The sequence below is a fragment of the Dyadobacter sp. SRI_021 genome, from assembly GCF_057586235.1.
In genome coordinates this window covers 606,976-623,219 of sequence record NZ_JBYCZM010000004.1, presented here as the reverse complement: position 1 = coordinate 623,219, position 16,244 = coordinate 606,976, and the positions used below count along the sequence as shown (strand labels likewise).

Annotated in this window: 12 protein-coding genes; 3 read left to right on the top strand and 9 right to left on the bottom strand. The window is 50.4% G+C overall.

Translation table 11 applies throughout. The features are described 5' to 3' along the window. The first annotated feature begins 89 nt into the window (after positions 1–89). Positions 90–2,852, top strand: a complete 2,763-nt coding sequence (locus tag AC2YIT_RS15560) for a DUF3857 domain-containing protein (protein WP_487279754.1) — start codon at positions 90–92, stop codon at positions 2,850–2,852. A gap of 77 nt (positions 2,853–2,929) precedes the next feature. On the opposite strand, the gene AC2YIT_RS15555 is transcribed toward AC2YIT_RS15560, so the two are convergent. The 6 genes from AC2YIT_RS15555 to AC2YIT_RS15530 form a co-directional block, all read right to left on the bottom strand. Beyond that, positions 2,930–4,630, bottom strand: coding sequence for a RagB/SusD family nutrient uptake outer membrane protein (locus AC2YIT_RS15555; RefSeq protein ID WP_487279753.1), 1,701 nt, complete (start codon positions 4,628–4,630; stop codon positions 2,930–2,932). 10 nt (positions 4,631–4,640) lie between these two features. Beyond that, a complete protein-coding gene (locus AC2YIT_RS15550) occupies positions 4,641–7,676 on the bottom strand; it encodes a SusC/RagA family TonB-linked outer membrane protein (protein ID WP_487279752.1) in 3,036 nt (1,011 codons plus the stop codon). 543 nt (positions 7,677–8,219) lie between these two features. Next, positions 8,220–8,453, bottom strand: coding sequence for a hypothetical protein (locus AC2YIT_RS15545; protein ID WP_430845485.1), 234 nt, complete (start codon positions 8,451–8,453; stop codon positions 8,220–8,222). 3 nt (positions 8,454–8,456) lie between these two features. After that, positions 8,457–8,918, bottom strand: a complete 462-nt coding sequence (locus AC2YIT_RS15540; RefSeq protein ID WP_430845486.1) for a DUF6932 family protein — start codon at positions 8,916–8,918, stop codon at positions 8,457–8,459. A gap of 48 nt (positions 8,919–8,966) precedes the next feature. Continuing rightward, complete coding sequence (locus tag AC2YIT_RS15535; RefSeq protein WP_430845487.1) at positions 8,967–11,507, bottom strand: ABC transporter permease; 2,541 nt, start codon at positions 11,505–11,507, stop codon at positions 8,967–8,969. A 13-nt stretch (positions 11,508–11,520) separates the two neighbouring features. Beyond that, positions 11,521–12,195 carry an ABC transporter ATP-binding protein gene (locus AC2YIT_RS15530; RefSeq protein ID WP_487279751.1) on the bottom strand — a complete coding sequence of 225 codons (675 nt, stop codon included), beginning with the start codon at positions 12,193–12,195 and terminating at the stop codon, positions 11,521–11,523. 223 nt (positions 12,196–12,418) lie between these two features. On the opposite strand from AC2YIT_RS15530, the gene AC2YIT_RS15525 reads away from it, so the two are divergent. Beyond that, positions 12,419–13,114, top strand: a complete 696-nt coding sequence (locus AC2YIT_RS15525) for an arylesterase (protein ID WP_487279750.1) — start codon at positions 12,419–12,421, stop codon at positions 13,112–13,114. A gap of 36 nt (positions 13,115–13,150) precedes the next feature. Here AC2YIT_RS15525 and AC2YIT_RS15520 read toward each other — a convergent pair whose 3' ends face one another. The 3 genes from AC2YIT_RS15520 to AC2YIT_RS15510 all read right to left on the bottom strand — a co-directional run bounded on the left by AC2YIT_RS15520 (position 13,151) and on the right by AC2YIT_RS15510 (position 15,197). Beyond that, entirely contained in the window at positions 13,151–13,702 is a 552-nt protein-coding gene (locus AC2YIT_RS15520) for a hypothetical protein (RefSeq protein ID WP_430845490.1), read from the bottom strand. Between the two features lie 64 nt (positions 13,703–13,766). After that, the gene (locus AC2YIT_RS15515; protein ID WP_487279749.1) at positions 13,767–14,906 is read right to left on the bottom strand and encodes a T9SS type A sorting domain-containing protein; all 1,140 of its coding nucleotides are present in this window, start codon (positions 14,904–14,906) and stop codon (positions 13,767–13,769) included. Between the two features lie 126 nt (positions 14,907–15,032). Then, a complete protein-coding gene (locus AC2YIT_RS15510; protein WP_295927853.1) occupies positions 15,033–15,197 on the bottom strand; it encodes a lmo0937 family membrane protein in 165 nt (54 codons plus the stop codon). A 225-nt stretch (positions 15,198–15,422) separates the two neighbouring features. Between AC2YIT_RS15510 and AC2YIT_RS15505 the strand changes: the two genes are divergently transcribed. Then, the gene (locus AC2YIT_RS15505; protein ID WP_487279748.1) at positions 15,423–16,241 is read left to right on the top strand and encodes an alpha/beta hydrolase; all 819 of its coding nucleotides are present in this window, start codon (positions 15,423–15,425) and stop codon (positions 16,239–16,241) included. Positions 16,242–16,244 lie beyond the last annotated feature (3 nt).

Below are 16,244 nucleotides of genomic sequence, written 5' to 3'. Positions count from 1 at the left end.
TGTAAAATAAATAGCTTGTAGCTGTCAGATACTTTGGAGAAATATGAATAGCTTAGCCTATCTGTAACTCTTCTATCTGATTTATTAACTTGACATTTACATTCCCTTCAATCCGACCCTTTCTGCCCGTATTGTGTGTGCTGGCTATGTGCATTGGCGAACTACGGGCAGCTCCTTCCATTGGCATCAAGCCTGTTCCTTCGTGGGTGGTGCCGGTTACGCCGGGTGGGAAGCCCGCGGGTGTCAAGGATTTTTCAAATGGGTTTTACATTGCCTTTTCGGACATTCAGGCCAATCTTGATGAAAAAACGGTCTACCGCCGGGTAATCCGGCAGATCGTTTCAGAAAGCGGCGTGCAAAACGGCTCCGAAATGATCATTAGGTTTGATCCATCGTACGAGCGTCTGAATGTACATAGCCTCGCAGTATGGCGCGACGGAGTGGCTATATCCCGGCTGAATCTGTCCGATTTCAAGCTCATTCCCGTGGAAACCGACCGCCAGCGGTTTATTTATAATGGCTATTATACGGCGTCGGTCATTTTGAAAGACATTCGCAAAGGCGATCGCATTGAACTTTCGTATTCGCTTACAGGCTGGAACCCTGTGTTCCAGGGTAAATACTCGGATTTTTTCACATTTGCCACCAACGATTACCTGGGGCATGTGCATGCCGCAGTACTGGTGAAGACTGGCCGCCCGGTTTATATTAAAAATTTTAACAAGCCGCCTGCACGCAAGGAGCGGACTATAAATGGTGTGCAGATTCATGAATGGGACGCCCGGAATATCAAACGGATCGCTTATGAGGAGGGGGAGCCGGCATGGTACGATCCAATACCACGGGTGCAGGTCACGGAATTCAAAAGCTGGAAAGAAGTCGTTGATTGGGGACTGGGGATTTACAGTATTCCAACCGTTTCCGGCGCATTGCGGGCTAAGGTTGAAGAGTGGAAGAGAGGCTCTGAAAGCCGCCTGGATTACATTGAAAAAGCGGTTCGGTTTGTGCAGGACGAAGTTCGTTACCTGGGAGTTGAAACCGGGGAGAATTCGCACCGGCCGCACAAACCAGAGGACGTTTTTGACCAGCGATATGGTGATTGCAAGGACAAAACGTTGCTGCTTTGCGCAATTTTAAAGGCAAATGGCATTGAAGCGTCACCTGTGCTTGTGGATACATACAAGCGCTCACGCCTGGAAGATTACCTGCCTTCGCCTGCCGATTTCAACCACGTAGTTACAAGGGTGCTCATGCACGATCCGGAGAACCGCCTGCCCGAGGCACGCGATTATGTGTTCGTGGATGCTACCATGTCATTGCAAGGCGGGGCAATTCCTCAGACTTATTTTCCGGCTTACGGCTATGGATTATTGTTGAAAGATGGTGAGAGCAAATTGCTGCATATTCAGACGCAAAATCCCGGTTCCATAGAAATTACCGAGGATTTTTACCTACCACCTGTTGCTGACACGGCCTCAAAAGGTATGTTGCAAGTTAAAACGGTGTATTTCAATAGTCATGCCGACAATTTCAGGAGTGCTTTGCAGCAATCTGTTTTATCGGAACTGGAAGAATCGTATCAGAATTTTTACAGTGATCTGTATAAGGGGACAAGCTTTGAGCGTATTGATTCACTGGAATTTTACGACCAGCGCCAAGCCAACAACATTTCGGTATTGGAACGGTACCAGATAAGGAATTTATGGCAACTTGATGAAGACAACCTGGACTGGTATTTTAAAGTATTTGGCCGTGCTATTTATAATCATTTGAATATCCTGCCGGGCCGGAAGCGAAAATCGCCGGCTGACCTGAACTATCCGCTAAATATTACTTACAAGGTTCGCGTACACTTTTCCGGCAACCGGAGCGTGCCCAGAGACCAATGGAAGATCGAGCGGATGGCTTATGATATTTCTTTTAAATCGGAATTTCTTCCCGGCGAGAAGGTTTGGGAACTCACCTATTCGTACCAAACCAAGCAGGACCACGTGCCCGCAGACCAGGTGGAACAATATAAAGAAGATATTGCTAAGCTGACCGAACATCTCGAGTACAGGGTAGACGAGATTTCCAGTACGTTTATTGGCTGGAAAGATGCCAACGGATGGATGGTATTAGTCGCGATCCTAACCGTGATCGCGTGCTTCGCCATGGCACGACGTTGGGAAAGCTATTCGCCGGGTTTTTACGGGCATGAACCGGCGCTGCCAGTCCGCGGCTGGCTGATTCTGGTCGGCGTATTCGTGGTTATACTCCCGATTTTCACGCCATTGGGATTGCTGACTGCCGAGGCAGGAACATTCTTTACCGATGCCGAATGGTACCGGATGGACGGTACGACGGATCAGAGAATCTTTTGCTACCATCTGTTTCTTGTTTTTCAATGTGTGAGTATAGTGGGCCTCTGGTGCTTCTCGGTATATCTGTGGCGTTTGTTTTTCAAGAAACGTGATTCATTTCCTATGGTTTACAGCGCATTTTTGTCCATAAACCTTTTTACCGGAATCCTCATCGAGGTTTCAGAGTATCTTTTTGGAACCGACCCTGATACACGTGATTTACTCGCTATTCCTGCACAGATTTTCTGGACGGTGATGCTGACTTCGTACCTGCGCAAATCCAGCCGCGTAGCGAAAACATTTGTTAACACCTACGCGGAGCAAAAAGGCCTGCTGAATGCACACACCTACGAGCGGGAAACCGAGCTTGTACACGTTCCGGAAGAAAAATCAGAGCGCAATGCCGAACCTGCAACCGCTCCCCGCCCTGAGCATGCAGCCGGCGGGCAATCGCCCCAATCGGAACAGCAGGGAGGCGCTGTGACATTTGGAAAAGCAGATGAAATTTGAACGTGTCGACTAGCTTTTTCCTTTAAAACAAAAAACGAGACAGTTTCCTCTGCCTCGTTTTTTTCGTTACTTAAATATCAATACCCATCATTTTGCTTCAAATATCCCGGCGAATTCGATGCGCCGTCGATGGCCGTTTGTGGGATCGGGAAGATGCGTTTCTTTACGTCGGTGTTGGTTTTTTCGGTCCATTTACCTTCGTATTTGCCAAAACGGATCATATCCGGGCGGCGGAGCATTTCCCAGTAAAACTCGAAGCCGCGCTCACGGAACAGGAGATCGAGATTCATGCTGGTTAATGCTGGGGGTGCGAGTGTCTTCGTGCGTGATGCGCGTACGAGGTTCACGTCAGCGAGGGCCCCGGCAGCGTCATTGCTTTTGCGGAGTTTCGCTTCGGCGCGCATGAGATAAATGTCCGCCAGACGTGCGATCACGATGTCTGCCTCGCCACGGTTACGGCCTGTGTTTGACTTGCTGCTGAACTCGTATTTCTCTACCCGGTAGCCCGTGTTGTAATTGCTGCCTGCGGTAGTGAAGTCGATCATCTCCGTGAAACTTACGGGCAAATCGGCGCGGTTGCGCGTTACATAGCTCAGTTTTCCTACTTTCAGCTTGCCGTCAGGGCAGCGAAGGAAGGCACCGTTCACACGCAATGCACCATATTGCTGGCCTCGTAGAATACCACGGTTGATTTTGTAATCAGCGTCGGCGACACAAGTATCCGAAGCATTGGAATAAATGGACATGTTTTGTTGATAAAAACGCGGGTCGCGCGAAGGATCCACTGCCCCGTAAGCCTGTACCCACGACTGATAGAAATCGGAAGTGATCGCAGGGCCGTCGGTACCGTTGGCAGCAGGGAATTCAGCCAGCGGGAATTGATCGCCGGAAATCGAGAAATAGGCCATGCGGTTGTGTCCGTTCAGTTCGGCGCGCTGGTCCACCGCGAAAATGATCTCCTCGTTGGTATGGTTGTTGTTTCCGAAAATCGCGAAGTAATCGGCGGAAAGTTTTGCCTGTCCCGAGTTGATCACCTTGTCGGTGTACTGGATCACCTTGTCCATATCCTCGGCCTTGAAATCGAATGTGGCACCATAGATGTTGCGATACACAGCAGCGTTTAGATTCAGCCGCGCCAGCAGGCTCCACACGGCCGCCTGGTTCAACCGGCCTGGGCCCACAACAGATTTTGGTTGCACCGTCGGCTCAACGGCCAGCAATTCGCTTTCTATGTATTTGACGGCCTCGTCGCCACGGATAATCTTCGAAATGGACGTAGGTCCCTGCTCGTCTTTCACAAATGCAATACCGAACAAATCGAGCATTACCATATTGTAGTAGGCGCGCATTCCGCGGGCCTCGGCAGTGTAGAGTGCCGCGTTGGGCGATGTGGAGGTTTTGAGACCTTCAATGGCTGTGATACAGCGTGAAATTGACTGTACCAGTTGGTTCCACGTGTTGTTTACGTTAGGATCGGTGCTGGTGGTATTGTGGCTGTGCAATGCGATGTAGATACCGTTATCCCCCCAGTCGGTTCCGCCGCGGTAGGGGAGGATCGCCTCGTCGGTGGAGATTTCCTGCAATGCAAAATAGGTGGTATGCTGGAAAAGGTTGGGCAGTAATGCGTATGTAGGCGCCAGCAGGCCGTTGACAGTCTGTTCTTCCGAAAGTTTTGCCGTGAGCGTTTCATCGAGCACTTGTTCTTTCAGATCGGTACACCCGTTGCTGAGCATCAGCAGGCCGGCTACCGCAAATATGGTTGATAGTTTCTTCTTCATGGGTCAATAATTAAAAGCCGAGATTGATCGAGAAAATGACGGTTTTCGCTTTCGGATAGCTCAGATAGTCGATACCGTAAGAGGTAATACCGGCGATCGAACGGTCGTTGTTAACTTCCGGATCGTAGCCGTTGTATTTGGTCCACAATGCCAGATTCTGCCCGGTTACCGAAATGCGGGCAGTCTGTACCCATCTATTGATTCCAAGCTTGGCGGTATTGAGATTGTAACCCAGCACAAGGTTGTTCAGCCTCAGGTAAGCGGCGTTTTTGAGATACCTTGTAGAAACACCTGCTGAGTTGTTGATCGATTCCTCAGGAGATGCAAGCGCTTCCGGCGTCACGTTGACGCCTTTCGACAATTTCAGTTTGTAGAAATTGGAGTTGGCTGTATTGTCGTAAACTTTGTTCCCTGCAACGCCATTGAAGTTGGCCGACAGATCGAAGCCTTTGAAGCTGACATTTCCATTGAAGTTGTACATGCGCGTAGGCAATGCAGTACCGGCCACGATCCGGTCGGCGTCGTTGACAATGCCATTGCCGTCCACGTCACGGAACTTGCTGATTCCCTTTTCATCGAAACCGATGAACTCTTTCAGGTAGAACGAGCCGATGGCTTCGCCGTTGATATAACCGTTGATGGTCGCCGACGTCAGACCCGATCCCTGCGCGGAACCCGACGGGATTACGGTGTAAGGCGAGTTCTCCACGCGGTTTTTGATGAAAGTAATATTTCCGCCCAATGAGTATTTCAAGCCATTTTCGAGCGCATTGCGATAATTCAGGTCAAGCTCCAGGCCCTGGTTGATAATCTGCATGTTAGGCACATTGGTCCAGAAAGTACTGGCAGGTTGAACAGGGTCGGCAGGGATTACTTCAAGGAGGATTTTCTCAGATACTTTTCTGAAATAATCGATTTCTCCGCTCAATGCACCTTTGAACAAGCCGAAATCAAGGCCTAAGTCTGTCTGTTTGGAAACCTCCCATTGAATGTTGGGGTTAGCCAGACGTGTGTAGGTTGTTCCGCTGGGATAGTTGGTTCCAGGGTCCAATGGATAACTGGCTGTTCCTGAAACCACCGATGTAAACCTCGCCTGGGTAATTTTGGAAGGGATTTCCTGGTTACCCGTAGATCCCCAGCCTACGCGGAGTTTCAGCTCCGAGAATGGCGACGATTTCATGAAAGGTTCCTCCGAAATTCTCCAACCTGCCGAGAATGAGGGGAAAGATCCGTATTTGTTGTTGGAACCGAACTTCGAAGATCCGTCGATACGCAATGTTGCGGTAAGCAGGTACCTGTCTTTGAAACCATAGCTCGCACGTCCAAAGAACGATTGCAGCTCATTGATGGTGGCAAAACCGCCTGGCTGGTTTAGCGTCAATGAAAGATCCTGTCCCAGACCAGGGTTGTAAATGGGCTCGATATCGGAAATCGGGAACTTGTTGATGCTGAAATTCCGGCTCTGAATGAAAATGCGCTGGTAGGAATGACCGAGCAACGCCGTCAGGCTGTGTACTTTCGTATTCAATGTGTAAGTCAGGTAGTTTTCGATCAGCCTGTTGGTATTGCGCAGGCCGTAGGTTTCCAGACGCCCGATTTCCGCCGGGATCGTACTTGGCAGCAATTGCTTATCCTGGGTAGCCGTTGAATTATCGATACCGAAGTTGAGTTTGTAAACCAACCCGTCGATAATTTTCACCGACGGCGAAATACTTGCAAGCACACGGTTGGTGGTAAGCTCTTCCTTGTACTGTTGCAGGGTAAACAAAGGGTTAGTAAAGTCTTGATATTGAACAATCTGTCCGTTTGCGTCATACGGCGCATAAGTAGGATTGATCGTCAGGGCGCTACCTATTACACCCTGGTTATTGGGGCGCGTGTTTTTGGTGTTGGTGGCGTTCAGGTTGAAATCGAGCGTCACACGGTCCTCAAACAGTTTTTGGGAAAGGTTCACACGGCCGGTGTAGCGGTTCTGCTGGCTGTTTTTCAGGATACCTTGTTGCTTCTGGGCTCCGAATGAAGCGTAATACGTCATTTTCTCGGTGCCACCTCCAATGGATACGTTGTGGTTGTGCGTAGTGGCCGTCCGGAAAATTTCTTTTTGCCAGTCGGTATTCGCTTTGCCGTCGGTAACGGTTGCGCCCAGTTTGGCGGCTTCCGCGAGGAACTCCGGCCCCGAAAGCACGTCCAGCGGGCGGGCCACATTCGAGATGCCGAGGCTTCCCGAGTAGGTAACGTTCGCCTGACCGGTCTTGCCTTTTTTAGTGGTAATCAGGATTACCCCGTTCGCACCGCGGGCACCGTAAATGGCTGTGGCCGAAGCGTCTTTCAATACATCGATCGACTCGATGTCCTGCGGGTTCAGGAAGTTGAGCGGGTTTGCGTCGCCTCCCGTACCACTGTTGTCGAGTGCCATACCGTCCACGACGAACAATGGCGTACTACCTGTGCGCACACCACCCGGACCGCGAACCGTAATGCTGGTTTTACCGCCCGGTTCACCGGTCGCCGACGTGATGTTCACGCCCGACACCTTTCCTTGCAACAACTGCTCGGGTGAGTTGATGATCCCCTGGTTGAACTCGGCGCTTTTCAAAGACTTCACCGAACCGGTAATATCCTTTTTCGTAGCAATGCCGTAACCCACCACGACCACCTCACTAAGGTTGGAAGCGGATTCTTTGAGCTTTATTTCGATGGAATTGGCGTTGCTTTCAGTCAGAAGGAAGTCTCTGATCGACTGTTTTTCAAAACCAATGTAGCTGAATTCCAGGTTATACCGCTGGCCCGTTTGTAATTTTGCAAAACTGAAAGAGCCTGATTCATTGGTAGTTGCACCTTGCTTGTTATTGCCATTGGCATCGGAGATCACCACGGTAACGCCGGGCAGACCTTCGGAGGAGCCTTCGGTGGTAACTTTTCCGGTGAGCGTAACCTCCTGCGATGTATTCATGTTGGTTTCAACATGCTTCCTGGGCTGGCCTTTGGGAACGGGTATTTCAGCTGCGGCAATGGCATGGAGGCCGCATACGGCCGTTACTTGCATAAGGCAGTTTCTGATTATTCCCGTCCTGACTGATAGAGTCGAAGTCTTTCTCATAGTCGTGGATTATTGGATTTTACAATGAATAGAAAGTTGAGGCAAAAGAGATTTTTAGTCATAGAGGAAATTTGGGGAGTTATAAACCACAAGATTACAAATTGTATTTTTAAGATAATTAATAGCAATAACTCTATAATCAATGCAAACGTTTGAAATTCTGTGCAAACGTTTGAAAAAATATGAAGATTAAATTGGATGAAATTAATATTGCTTTTTGCGGTGTAGGAATAGTGATTTTAAATCATCCCAAAGTCTAATCGGGACGGGAAAAGTTGCATTAAAGCAGCATTTCGAGCCAAAAATGGGGTTAGCAGCAAGAATAAATGAAAGAATGGGTTTTAAGGAATTGTTAAATCGCCGCGAACGGATAGGACGCGGGTCGGAAAGTGGAGTAGCCGGAGGAACGGAGAAAGGAGAGACGGGACGAAGGGGAAAAGCTAGTTAGTACCACGAAAAGAAGGGTGCCAACAGATCATTGTGAGGCTGCTAGGCGGCGGTTTCCAACGGAAGGAGTTTGACTGTCAAGCCATATGTCCTCAGAAGTTCGTCCAGCTCTTGTTGTTGTTCTGCGAGTAAACGCTCGTACTGCTTAATAATCGACGGAGTATCGCCTAATTCGCGATGTAGTTGCAGAGTTTTGTTAGTAAATGCTACCAGTTCAATAAGCCTGGCAACCTTCGCTGTCCAATCGTGCAAATCCTCTAATACCTTCATATCCATGATCTAAAAATTTAGTTGTATGAAACCCTTTGGTTGCTGGGCGCGCGAAGTCGTGAATTGATTATACCATTGCAGCGTGTCCATATGGTAGAACTCGTACTTTCTATGAGCGTCTGGATATTGCTTTACAAAGTATTCGTCAATTCTTGCTTTGTGACCTAGGTAGCCATTGCGGAAAATATCGATTTCTGGTTCATTGCTATAATAAATGCCGGCATCGACAAATGTCACCAAATCAATGTCGCGTGGGCTAAGTTTTCTTGTAACAAAACTTCCATCTATCCACTGATGAAATCCCGTGCCAATGATGGGGATGAGCCTCTCCAAATATTCTGAAAAATTCTGGAAAATCACCTGCCTCGTACTCGATCGCGGGAATGCGTCCACAAACTCGGCTTTAAATGTTGCCCAGTCGGTGTAAATAATCTCGTAGGGCTTCAAGTTGCCGTTAATGTCAAATTCCAAGCGTGTGTGTAGTTTAATTTCAGTATAAATATACCGAAAATTAAACACTTAAACATCCTGCCGCAATACCTCTAACGGCGGTCGGGACAGGATGCCGCGGCTGTTGAGCAAGCCGATGACTACGGTTAGCAAAGAGACGAAAAGGAATATCAGCACCACCGGACCGGGCTCCGGGTTGAATTCGGATTCGAAGTTGAATTTGGCAAGGCAGAAGCTTCCGATGACCGCGATAAGAATACCCGTAAATGCAGCGAGCGCGCCCAGGAAGAAGTATTCAAGTGAAGTAATGACGAAAATTTGCTTCCTGCTGGCGCCCAGCGTGCGCAGAAGCACACTTTCCTGAATGCGCTGGTATTTGCTGATCATGACGGACGCGATGAGCACGATCAGTCCGGTAAGAATGCTGAAACCGGCCATAAACCGGATTACAAAGCCGATTTTGTTGAAAATATCGTCCAGCACACGCAGCACCAGGGCAAGGTCGATGACCGAAATGTTGGGGTATTGCCTTACCAACGCCTGCTGGAACCGTGCCGAGACGGTCGGATTGGGCACGTGCGTGAGCATGGCGTGGAACTGAGGGGCTTCTTCGAGTACGCCGGTCGGGAATACAACGAGGAAATTGGTACGCACCTCACTCCAGTTCACTTCCCGGAAGCTGGAAATAATGGTGGACATAATAGTGCCTTGCACATTGAAAACCAGCGTGTCGCCTATTTCCAGGCGGCTCCTTTCCGCGAACCCGCCTTCAACGGAAATAGGGATAAGCCCGGAGGATTGGTCGTATTTACCCTGCCACTTCCCTTTCGTGATTTTTTCGGAAGAAGTGGTCGAATCGCGGAACGTAACACGGTACTCCCGGCCGAAAATGCGGCGTGACTGTTCGGTGGTGTCACCTTCGAAGTCGGAGGCGGTTTTGCCATTGACTTCCTCCAAGCGCATATTTACAATGGGAACGCTCTGATTGATCGGTACATTTTGCGCCTTGGCAATGGCCAGAACGCCGTCTCTCTGATGACTCTGAATGTCGAAAAGCACCATGTTAGGCTGGTTGCCGCTGCTCGAAAGCTTCACACGGGTAAGCAGAATGGTTTGGATAAAAAAGAGCGTACAAATCAGGGAAGTACCGAGGCCTACGGACACGATCAGAATAGTGGTTTGGTTGTTAGGCCGGTATAAGTTGGCAAGTCCCTGGCGCCAGAGATAGCTCCATGAAGTAGGAAAGAACCTGCGCACAAGCCACATCAGCAAGCTGGCGATACCGAACAGGATGAGGAATGAGGTTAGAATGCTCGCGGTAAATACCAGTGCCTGCACCCAGGTTTGCATTTGCAGGAACGAAAACCCGAAAATGAACAGGACGATCAGCGCGTACAATGCCCAGCTCACGGCGTCGCGTTCGGGGTGGGCGGCATCGGAAGCCGAGCGCAGTACATTCAGCGGGGATACTTTGCGGATCGATACCAGCGGCGGCAATGCGAAAAGTATAGAAATGAGTACACCGATCGCCAACCCTTGCCCGATAGCAGGCCATGAAATGTCTGTGGTTAGGTCAAACGGAAGCAGATCTTTCAAAACCACTGGTAAGAACTGCTGGATCACCGTCCCGAGAATGGTTCCAAGCACGGTGCCGATGACTCCGATACCCGCGATCTGAATAAGGTAGATCAGGAAAGCCTGCGACGCTTTTACACCCAGGCAGCGGAGTATTGCTATGGAATTCAGTTTCTCACGCACATATATGTGTATGGCGCTCGCGACGCCTATGCACCCGAGCAGGAGCGCGACGAAGCCTACCAGCGAGAGGAAGCGGGTCAGGTCCCGGAAGGAGCGGCCGGTGTCTTCCTTCTGACTTTGAACCGTGTTATAGTCAAGGTCGAAGCGCTCAAATTTAGGTTCCAGCGCCTTGACCATCTTTTCGACATCCGTTTTGGCGGGATATTTGAAATAATACCTGTAACCGACGCGGCTGCCTTTCTGCATGAGGCCCGTCTGGTCCAGAAAGCGCATGGGAATGTAAACTACCGGTGCCACCGAGGCTGTAATGCCGGTCGTGCCAGGTGCTTTTTCGAGGATGCCTGCAATGGCAAAAGTGACTTCCCCGATCCGGATCGAATCTCCGACCTGTGCGCGGTATTGCAACATCAGCGTTTGATCCACCAATGCCTCCTGACGGTTCCTAAACGTCTTTTCGGCTGAAACCGGAATGGTTTCCAGTTTACCATAATAGGGGAAATCGCCGGAGAGCGCCTTCACCTGCGTCAACCGGCTGCCGCCGCCTTTATTGAAATACACCATCGAGGCGAATGCGCGTTCTTCGGAGCGCACTTTGCCTAGCGAGTCGACAAACGCCATCGCTTTTCCCTCGATTTTCTTGCCACTATAAATTGAAAGGTCCGCACCGATGAGCGTAGCGGCCTGGTTGTCGATATTGTCGCGAAGGTTGTCGCCGAGCGAGTAAATGGCCACGAGCGCAGCAATGCCGAGGATAATCGACGATATGAACAGGGCGAGCCGTGCTCGGTTCCTGCGGCTGTCGCGCCAGGCCATTTGCAATAACCAGGAAAGGTTGAAAGTATTGGGGTTCATCGGAAATTCACGGTTAACTGGCCTCCACAATTTTGCCGCCTTTAATGCGGATAATGCGCTGGGTTTTAGCAGCGAGTTCGAGGTCATGGGTAACGACTACCAGCGTGGTGCCCGCCTCCCGGTTGAGGTCGAAAAGCAGTTTTACCACTTTTTCGCTTGTTTCGGCGTCGAGGTTACCGGTCGGTTCGTCGGCAAACAGGATCTGTGGCCGGTTGGAGAATGCCCGCGCCAGCGATACACGCTGCTGTTCACCGCCGCTGAGCTGGGTAGGGTAATGGTGGCTGCGTTCGGCCAGGCCCACTTTATCGAGCAGGTCGAGCGCACGGGACTTTACATTCTTTTCACCACGCAACTCCATCGGTACCATCACATTTTCCAATGCGGTGAGTGTAGGCAGGAGCTGGAAGTTTTGGAAAATAAATCCTACATATTGGTTGCGAACGGCCGCCAGCTGGTCTTCGTTGAGGCCGTTCAGCCGGGTCCCGTGCAGTTCTACTGTGCCGGCCGTCGAGCGGTCGAGTCCGGCGCAGAGGCCTAGAAGCGTCGTTTTACCGCTGCCGGAAGGGCCTACGATCGAGACGGTGGAACCTGTTTCGATGGAAAAACTGATATTGTCGAGGACTTTGAGGGTGCGGTCGCCGCTTTTATATATTTTACTGACGTCGTGCAGATCGAGTATGGTATTCATCAATCGTTTTTATTTTATGTTTGCGTCGTGTCCGGGACGCGTAGTCCGGGGCGCGCAGTCCGGGGCGCGTAGCCCGGGGCGCGTAGCCCAGGCGTGAAAGGCCTAATTTGCCTCTTTTCGACTATTGTTTCTCATAAATATAGTTTAAACGGTTTTTATTTGAGAATGAATGGCCGGGTATGCCTTTTGAAACTATAAAATCCATTCCTTTTGAATCCAGATTATGGCTGATATGCGTTCTTTCAAGACATTCTTAGCATTAACCCTTCTGACCGCTTCGCTGTGTTCATGTGGCGGAGAGAAAAAAGAAGAGTCCGGGCATAAAGCCGACTCTCCCCAGGCAGCTACCAAAACGCCCGCTGCGAAGAAAAAGATCATCGTGTTTTTCGGCAATAGCCTCACGGCCGGTTACGGCCTCGACGATCCGGCCCAGGGTTTTGCGGGCCTTATCCAAAAACGGATCGATTCGCTGGGTCTTAATTACAAAGTCGTGAATGCAGGCGTGAGCGGCGAGACTACTTCCGGGGGCAATAGCCGTATCGACTGGCTGCTCAAACAACCGCTCGATGTTTTTGTACTCGAACTCGGCGGTAACGACGGCTTGCGCGGTATTCCTGTTTCGGAAACCCGGAAGAACCTGCAGGAAATCCTGGATAAGGTAAAGGCTAAATACCCAGACGCCAAACGTGTGCTGGCCGGTATGCAAATCCCGCCGAATATGGGACAGAAATACGCGACCGAATTCAAGGATGTGTACGCTGATCTGGCGAAAAAGAATGAAGTAACCCTTATTCCCTTCTTGCTCGAAGGCGTAGGAGGCGAGTCGAAACTGAACCAGGCCGATGGCATTCACCCGACGGCCGAAGGACACAAGATTCTCGCCGAGAATGTGTGGGTAAGGATCAAAGATTTGTTATGAAATGTAAGAACCCGCGCAATGGCGGGTTCTTGCATTTCAGGCATTGTAGGTTTCGTTGCCATGAAGCTGTCGGGCGTTGTAGCGGTTCCAGGCTTCGATGATCTCTATCCTGTCTTCGACGGTGCGAGGGGTGAAAGAGATGACTACCCCGCCCTCGCGGATGCTGGATTCAAATGCTTCGGCATGTTCCCTGGGTATTCCGCGGTTGTGTAATGCGCCCACAATGCCTCCTGTGAGTCCGCCTGCTCCTGCACCCGTAAGCGCCGCGAGCAGCGGACCAGCTACCGCAATGCCGAGGCCCGGAATTACCACCGTGGTACCTATGGCGATAATCGCGCCGGCGATGGCCCCGGCTGTGCCTCCGATAGCTGAGCCAATGCCTGCATTCTCCATCGTCGAATGCGCTGGTTTTTCCTCTGCAATTTTTTCGTGGTGTATCCGGTGTGTCTCGTCCGAAATGATCACGTTGATTTCCTCCGGCTTATAACCCCGGTAGATCAGCTCATCATAAGCTTTTTGGGCATCGTTGCGGTTGGAGAATACCGCATTCACGAGCGAGGGATAGTCGTATTCGATTGTCGTTTCCATGATATCGTGCATTGGTTTAATCCTCGCGCGATTGGAAAACAATTATGCCAGAAATCAGACAAAGCTAGTCTGCTTTCACAACCTTAAACTGCGTCGAAAGCCCATTCTTGTCCGTAAGTTTTAACAGGTAAACGCCCGAACGCCACTGTGAAGTGGTAATGCTTGCCGGTAACAGGCCGTGTGCCTGGAATACCACTTTTCCGCGGGCGTCTGAGAGTTCTACTGCGCCGGGGAGGCTGGCCTGGCGCGGCGACAGGAACAGGAATTCCGAAAACGGGTTAGGGTAGGCGGGCGCCGGGGCCTCGCGCACGTACACGCTCCGTATGCGGCTATACGAGTATGTGGCGTCGCGGTCGGTCATGCGCAGGCGATAAAGATTTTCACCAGCTAAAGGGAAATCATCCGAGAAAGAATAAGCCTCTTTTTGTACGCTTTCTCCCTTGGCTTGCAAAACACCCGCTTTTTGCCATGCCCGGCCGTCGCTGCTGCGCTCAATATCGAAATGGGAAGCATTGCTTTCGGTCGTGGTGGCCCAGCTCAGGCGCACGGAAGACCCTTCGCCGATCGCATCGAATTCAGTAAGGACCACGGGTAAGGGGCCGTTACACGCCGAGTAGAGCGTTGTTTCGTTGAAACACATGCCCGCATTGCCGGACACATTTAAGTAAGTGCCGGCCGGATGGGTGCGCTGATAGTTGCAAATAGGCGTAGCGTTGCATACGGACAGCATCGGGTTGTTGCGGATCGTAAGGTCCCCGCCGATCGTGAGACTGTTAGCCAGTCCGGTAAGCGAGGTAAGAGATTCATTGCCGACGATATTCACCGCGCCGTTGACAGTCGTGAGGGCGCTCAGAGCTCCCACATTATTTAATGCTCTGTTAAACGATATCTCCAGCATACCCGCAGTTTGGAGGCCGCCGAGGCCATTCAGCGAGGTGAGCGAATGGTTTTCTGCAATGATGACGGCGCCCCCGACGCCGGTGATGTTTTGGAGCGGAGCGAGGCTGGTAATGACATCGCTCGCCAGGCTGGTGATGTAAATATTGCCGGTAACCGTTTTCCATTGAGACTCCCAGGAATTCAGCGCGCTCTGGCTGGTGAATTCGACATTCCCGACGTACGTCTGTGCCATCAGGCAACCGGAAGAAGCGGCCAGCATAATCAGTAACACCAGTGAGCGGTGTTTGCGTAAAATTGACTGCATAGAATAAGGGGTTATCGTGCAAAGGCTATCTCAAGATAAGGTTTTGTAGCCGGATTGCTGCAAACAAAAAGCCCGGAACGGTTGAAAACTAACCTCCCGGGCTCATGGTGCTGAGTGGATGTTGGGCTAAACCACCCTGTCGCCGCGTATCAAACGTAGAATAATCGCTATTACGGCGATCACCAGTAGAATATGAATGATATTTCCTAATCCAAAACTTGCAAAGCCAAAATAGCCGATCAGCCACAGGATCACCAGGATCACGGCTATGGTATACAGGAGATTTCCCATTGTTATAAAATTTTGAGTTAGAGTTATTTTAGAGATATCTGGATTATATCAATTTAAATGCCAGCTACTTTCTCATGTGCTAAAACGGGATATTTCCCCGGTTTCTACAATATTTGCGGGGTTTAAGGCCTTTGCACCATGGAGTTGTAGAAAATTTTCTCAAAAACTTACGGTGGCTGCCTCCCCGTTAACGTCATTCTCTCAATTCTCTTTTAACTCTTTAAAATGAAAAAAGCATTTCTGTTACTCTTTGCATTTGCTCTGTTTACAGTAAGTCCGGTAAGCGCGGCGCAGGTCGACACTGTGGAGGTGAATAGCGCGGTGATGAAAAAGAACCTTAAAGTGGTTGTGGTGCGGCCGGCCGGGTATAATGCAGGCAAGGAGTTTCCTGTGGTGTATCTGCTGCACGGTTACAGCGGCAACCATTCCAACTGGATTACCAAAGCGCCCGGCATCCAGCAAGCCGCCGACCATTACAATATGATTATCGTGTGCCCCGACGGCGGCTTCAGCAGCTGGTATTGGGATAGCCCTGTGGATCCGCAGTCACAGTTCGAGACCTATGTTTCGAAAGAACTGGTTTCGTATATAGATAAAAACTATAAAACCATCAAAGATCGCAAAGGGCGTGGCATTACCGGACTGAGTATGGGCGGCCACGGAGCCTTGTATCTCGCATTGAAGCATCAGGATGTATATGGTACCGCCGGAAGCATGAGCGGCGGCGTGGATATCCGTCCTTTTCCCAATAACTGGGATATGGCCAAGCGCCTGGGCAGCTATGCGGAGCAGCCCGAAAGATGGGAGAAGAATACGGTGATCAACATGCTTCATTTGCTGACGCCCAACTCGCTTTCACTCATGATAGATTGTGGTACCGAGGATTTCTTCTATGGCGTGAATGAAAATCTGCACAAGCAGCTCGAATACCGCAAAATCCCGCACGATTACATTTCCCGTCCGGGTGCGCACAACTGGCCTTACTGGGAGAATGCAGTGCAGCACCAGCTCCTTTTTATGAGTAACTATTTCAATAAAAAATAATAT

What these genes read in the sequence shown, in the direction of transcription:
- AC2YIT_RS15555 (WP_487279753.1), bottom strand. Translation starts at nt 4,630, where the DNA reads ATGAAGAAGAAACTATCAACCATATTTGCGGTAGCCGGCCTGCTGATG.
- AC2YIT_RS15550 (WP_487279752.1), bottom strand. Translation starts at nt 7,676, where the DNA reads ATGCAAGTAACGGCCGTATGCGGCCTCCATGCCATTGCCGCAGCTGAA.
- AC2YIT_RS15545 (WP_430845485.1), bottom strand. Translation starts at nt 8,453, where the DNA reads ATGGATATGAAGGTATTAGAGGATTTGCACGATTGGACAGCGAAGGTT.
- AC2YIT_RS15535 (WP_430845487.1), bottom strand. Translation starts at nt 11,507, where the DNA reads ATGAACCCCAATACTTTCAACCTTTCCTGGTTATTGCAAATGGCCTGG.
- AC2YIT_RS15530 (WP_487279751.1), bottom strand. Translation starts at nt 12,195, where the DNA reads ATGAATACCATACTCGATCTGCACGACGTCAGTAAAATATATAAAAGC.
- AC2YIT_RS15525 (WP_487279750.1), top strand. Translation starts at nt 12,419, where the DNA reads ATGGCTGATATGCGTTCTTTCAAGACATTCTTAGCATTAACCCTTCTG.
- AC2YIT_RS15520 (WP_430845490.1), bottom strand. Translation starts at nt 13,702, where the DNA reads ATGGAAACGACAATCGAATACGACTATCCCTCGCTCGTGAATGCGGTA.
- AC2YIT_RS15515 (WP_487279749.1), bottom strand. Translation starts at nt 14,906, where the DNA reads ATGCAGTCAATTTTACGCAAACACCGCTCACTGGTGTTACTGATTATG.
- AC2YIT_RS15510 (WP_295927853.1), bottom strand. Translation starts at nt 15,197, where the DNA reads ATGGGAAATCTCCTGTATACCATAGCCGTGATCCTGGTGATCCTGTGG.
- AC2YIT_RS15505 (WP_487279748.1), top strand. Translation starts at nt 15,423, where the DNA reads ATGAAAAAAGCATTTCTGTTACTCTTTGCATTTGCTCTGTTTACAGTA.